This window comes from Streptomyces sp. SM1 (assembly GCF_002910825.1).
Classification (GTDB): Bacteria; Actinomycetota; Actinomycetes; order Streptomycetales; family Streptomycetaceae; genus Streptomyces; species Streptomyces okerensis.
In genome coordinates this window covers 1-3941 of record NZ_NEUB01000861.1, presented here as the reverse complement: position 1 = coordinate 3941, position 3941 = coordinate 1, and the positions used below count along the sequence as shown (strand labels likewise).

At 74.0% G+C, this 3941-nt stretch carries 2 protein-coding genes; both read right to left on the bottom strand.

Annotated elements, in window-relative coordinates:
- Positions 1 to 1465: hypothetical protein (locus tag B9S61_RS28510; protein WP_103544809.1), on the bottom strand; the 1465-nt coding region annotated here is incomplete at its 3' end.
- Positions 1405 to 3837, bottom strand: coding sequence for a hypothetical protein (locus tag B9S61_RS28505; RefSeq protein WP_258039901.1), 2433 nt, complete (start codon positions 3835 to 3837; stop codon positions 1405 to 1407). The genes B9S61_RS28505 and B9S61_RS28510, both read right to left, overlap by 61 nt.
- Between the last annotated feature and the right edge of the window lie 104 nt (positions 3838 to 3941).

The window sequence follows — 3941 nt, the reverse complement described above, 5'->3', positions numbered from 1 at the left end:
CGGGAGGCGTCGCAGGCGTCGCAGCCGGGGCCTGGACAGGTGCGGTGGGCGTGGTGCCGTAGCCGGGAGGCGGCTGCCACGCGGGCGGCGGGGCGTAGGGCGTGGACGGGACGGTGGGCGTGTGGGGCGGCGGCGGTGTGTGGCTCACGGGCGGTCCGGCCGGAGCGGGGGGAGGCGTGTACGGCATGGGCGGGGCGTAGGGCGTGGCGGGTGGTGTCTGCGGTGCGCCGGGGTCTGGGGGTGTGTACGGCGTTGCCGGGTCGGCCGGGAAGTGGGGCACGGTGGGCGGTTGGTGCGGTGTCCCCGGCGTGGGCGGTACCTCCGCGCCCGGGGCGGGAGGGGTGGTGTCCGGGGTTCCGTCCGCCGGGGGGAGCAGCGGTGGGTTCTGGGGGACTCCGGGAAGGCGCTGGTTGAGGATGTCGCTGACGGTGCGCAGCGCCAGCTGCTTGGGTCCCTCCAGCTCGAACTTCTCGGCGCCCTCGCTCCCCAGCAGCTCCTTCACCAGCTCCATCTGCGCCTGGATCATGCGGAGCTGGTCCTCGCGCATGCTGGTCATCACGAGCCGGGAGTCCTCCGGGTGCTGGGCGAGATGGAGTGCCCAGGAGTGCACACCGCCCTGCGAGAGGTGCCACTGGTAGAACTTGATCTTCTCGGCCTCGATCTGCTGCAACTCCAGCGCCTGCCGCCCCTCGAGCATCATCTGCTCGTGCTGCCAGCGCTGCTGCTGCAGGGCCAGCTCCTGCTGCCGGCGCCCGTACTCCATGGCCCGTTCGAGCTGCAGCTCGTCCTGCTGCCGGTGGCGGTGGTCCATCTCGACGTCGACCCGCATGCCCTGCTGGGCCGTGCGCATCTGCTCGGCCGCGGAGTGGTCGATGGCCTGGAGCCGCTGCTGGTGGTCGATGTTCGCCTGGTCGCGGCGCATCCGCAGCGTCCAGGTGACCTGGAGTCCCGCGGTCGCGCCGAGCGGTCCGACGAGCTGAGCCGCCCGCAGCAGTTCCGTCTCGGCGGCCCCGCTGTCGGCGATGGCGAAGCCGCGGGTGACCGGCCGGGCCGCCTGCTGCAGCTCGCCGATGAGCAGCGCGGGCACGTCCCTGATACCGCTCGACACGAACCGCGCCGGGTCCAGCACCTGCCAGGAGACGTCGACCTCCGCCGTGAACAGGAAGGCGTCGTTGTCGCTGGGCAGGGCGAGGGTGTCGGTGAAGGGATGGACGCCCATGTCCACCTCGTACACCGCGGTGTACCGGCGGGCCGCGATCTCGGCGCGGTTCGGCCGGGTCGGCGGCGGATAGGCCTCGTACCCGCCCTTGGGGGTGGAGAAGACCAGCGCGTGGTCGATGCGGACCACATGCTTGAGGGACATCTCGAAACGGGACAGCTGCCGCACGGTGAGCACCGGGTCGATCAGCCGGGTGTGCCGGTCGGCGGGCTGCTGCCACTCGGGCGGGCGGTGGAAGGAGGGCATGGGACGTCTTTCGTCAGCGGGGCGGAAAGCGTGCTCAGCAGGCGGCCGGCGACCTCGGGCGGAGGATTGCCGTCCTCGCCGGGCATGGTGCGCAGCAGATGGCTCAGCCGCTGGTGCTCGGTCGGCGTGGTGACGAGCGTCGGCAGGAGCGCGGCGAGGGCCCACTCGGTGGCCGTGGAGCGGCTCGCGATCAGCACCCAGTCGCGCAGGACCGCCAGTGCGTGCCCGGTGTACTGCGGATCGCCGAGGGCCTCCCGCCACAGGCGGGAGATGCCCTGGGCCGCGGTCCGTCCGTCGTCGTCAGGGGCGCGGGCGTACCGGCTCAGGACCAGCGGCGTGCCGCTGCGCCGGTCGTCTCCCTCGGTACGGCGGCAGGCGTTGACGAAGCCGCCCAGCGACAGGTCGCGCACGGCCCGCTCGTCGTCGAGGCGGGCGAGGAGACCGGCGAGGACCTCGTCGCCGGCCGGTGACAGCAGCAGCAGCTCCACGGCCTCGGCGAGTTCCCGTGCCATCTCGACGTCGAAGTGGTCCGGGTCGGCCGGATCACCGAAGCGCCGGTACAGCGCGCGGGTGGCGTCGCGCAGCGCGGCGAGTGCCTGGGCGGGCCGTTCGGGGCCGATCAGCGCGTACGCCCGGACGGCGACCCAGCGCAGCCGCCGGTCCTCGGCGGTGGACCAGTCGTCGAGGATGCGCGGGATGTTGGGCGTGCCGATGTGATGGGCGAGGGTGAGCGAGTTGACCGCGACGAGCCGGTGCCGGAAGCGGTCGGAGGTCGCCCACGGCTCTATCACCAGCGCCATCGCGGAGGGCAGGTCGGTGCGGGCGAGGACGGCGACGGTGGAGGCGGCACGCGTGCGGACCAGGGGCCGGCCGTCGTCGGCGAGGCGGCGCAGCCATGCGACCAGCGCCGGCCGGGCCGAGGGGTGGCCGGTCCACACCTCCCGCAACAGCACCAGGGAGGCGCGCTCGTCGTGGAAGGCGGCCTTCGTCTGGGTCACCGGGCCCCACTCGGTGTGCTCCTCGGCCTCGTGGCGGCCGGCGCGGGCGAGCTGGAGGCGTTTGCCGATGTGGGTGCCGAAGACCGGGATCTCGGGGACCCGGGACCGGTTCTCCGTCTGCTGGAGGAAGCCGTAGAGCAGGTCGCTGAGTTCGGCGGTGAGCGCGTACGGGCCGTCGTCGAAGGCGGCGAGCGCGATGAGGAACGCCTTGTCGCGCAGGTGGACGACGGTCTCGTCCTCCTCGAACCACTCCTGGACCTGGTTCTCCAGCGACACGAGGGAGAACTCGGCGACCGCCTGCTCGGTGACCTCGCCCGCCGCGTACCGGCCGAGGAGCTGGGCGAACGCGGCGACCTCGCGCAGCTGGTGGCCGTGGTCCAGGAACTCCTTGACGTCCGGGAGGCCCAGCAGGTGCTCGGCGGTCTCCCCGGTGGTGCGGGCGCGCAGGTGTGCGGCCAGTACGTCCTCGGACGCGGGTGGCCGCCAGTCGGCGGCGGACACGTCGTCCTCCAGGACGGCGGTGGGGCCGACGGTGATCACCGCGTAGGCGTCCTGCTCGGTGAGCCGGTCCGCGGCTCCGAGCAGATGGGTCTCGCGCAGGGCGTTGCCGCGGCGGGTCGAGAGGTCGCACAGGACGTATCCGCGGGCGCGGCCGGTGTCCGTGCCGGTGCCCGTACGGGTACCCGCGCCGGTGTCCGTGCCGGTGCCCGTACGGGTACCCGCGACGGTGTCCGTGCCGGTGCCCGTACGGGTACCCGCGCCGGTGTCCGTGCCGTCGCCGCCGTCGTCGCCGCGTGCGGTGAACCGGTCGGCGAGGGAGCCGGGCGTGGTGTCGCGGTCCAGCGCGAGTACGGGCGTGGCGCCGACCCGGTGCAGCAGCATCAGGGCGGCCGTGCGCCGGCCGGTGAAGCGGGCGCCGGACAGCACCAGGACGCGGTCGCGGCGCAGCCGGTCCACGAGGTCGTCGAAGGTGCCGTCGGCGGTGACGAAGGAGGCGGCGAGCCGTTCCAGGGTGGCGCGCGGGATCTCGCCGGAGGCGGAGGCGGCGGTGGACAGGCCGGGGATCGACCAGTGGTGGACCGTCTTGCTGCCCATGACCACGTCGCCGGTGACCCGGCCGCCGGAGACGCCGTGCTGGTCGCCCTCCGTGTAACCGCCGCCGAATCCGGACCGCGAGCCGACCCTCATGGTGCGCGGACTGTGGTCGACCAGGTCACGCCGGGCCGCCCAGGCGTCCTGCGGCTGGTCCCGCTCCTCCGACTCCTCGGCGGCGCCGTCCCTGGGGGTCTCGTCGGGAGCGGTCTCGCCCGGCCCGGAGGGGCCTGCCGGGCCGCCGCCGCCCGGACCGGCGGCCGGTGGTTCCTGCCCGCTCACGGCCGCTCACCCCGCTCCGTCTTGCCGCCCATGACGACGTCGCCGGTGACCTGGCCGCCGGAGACGCCATGCTGGTCACCGGCGACGTAGCCGCCGCCGAAGCT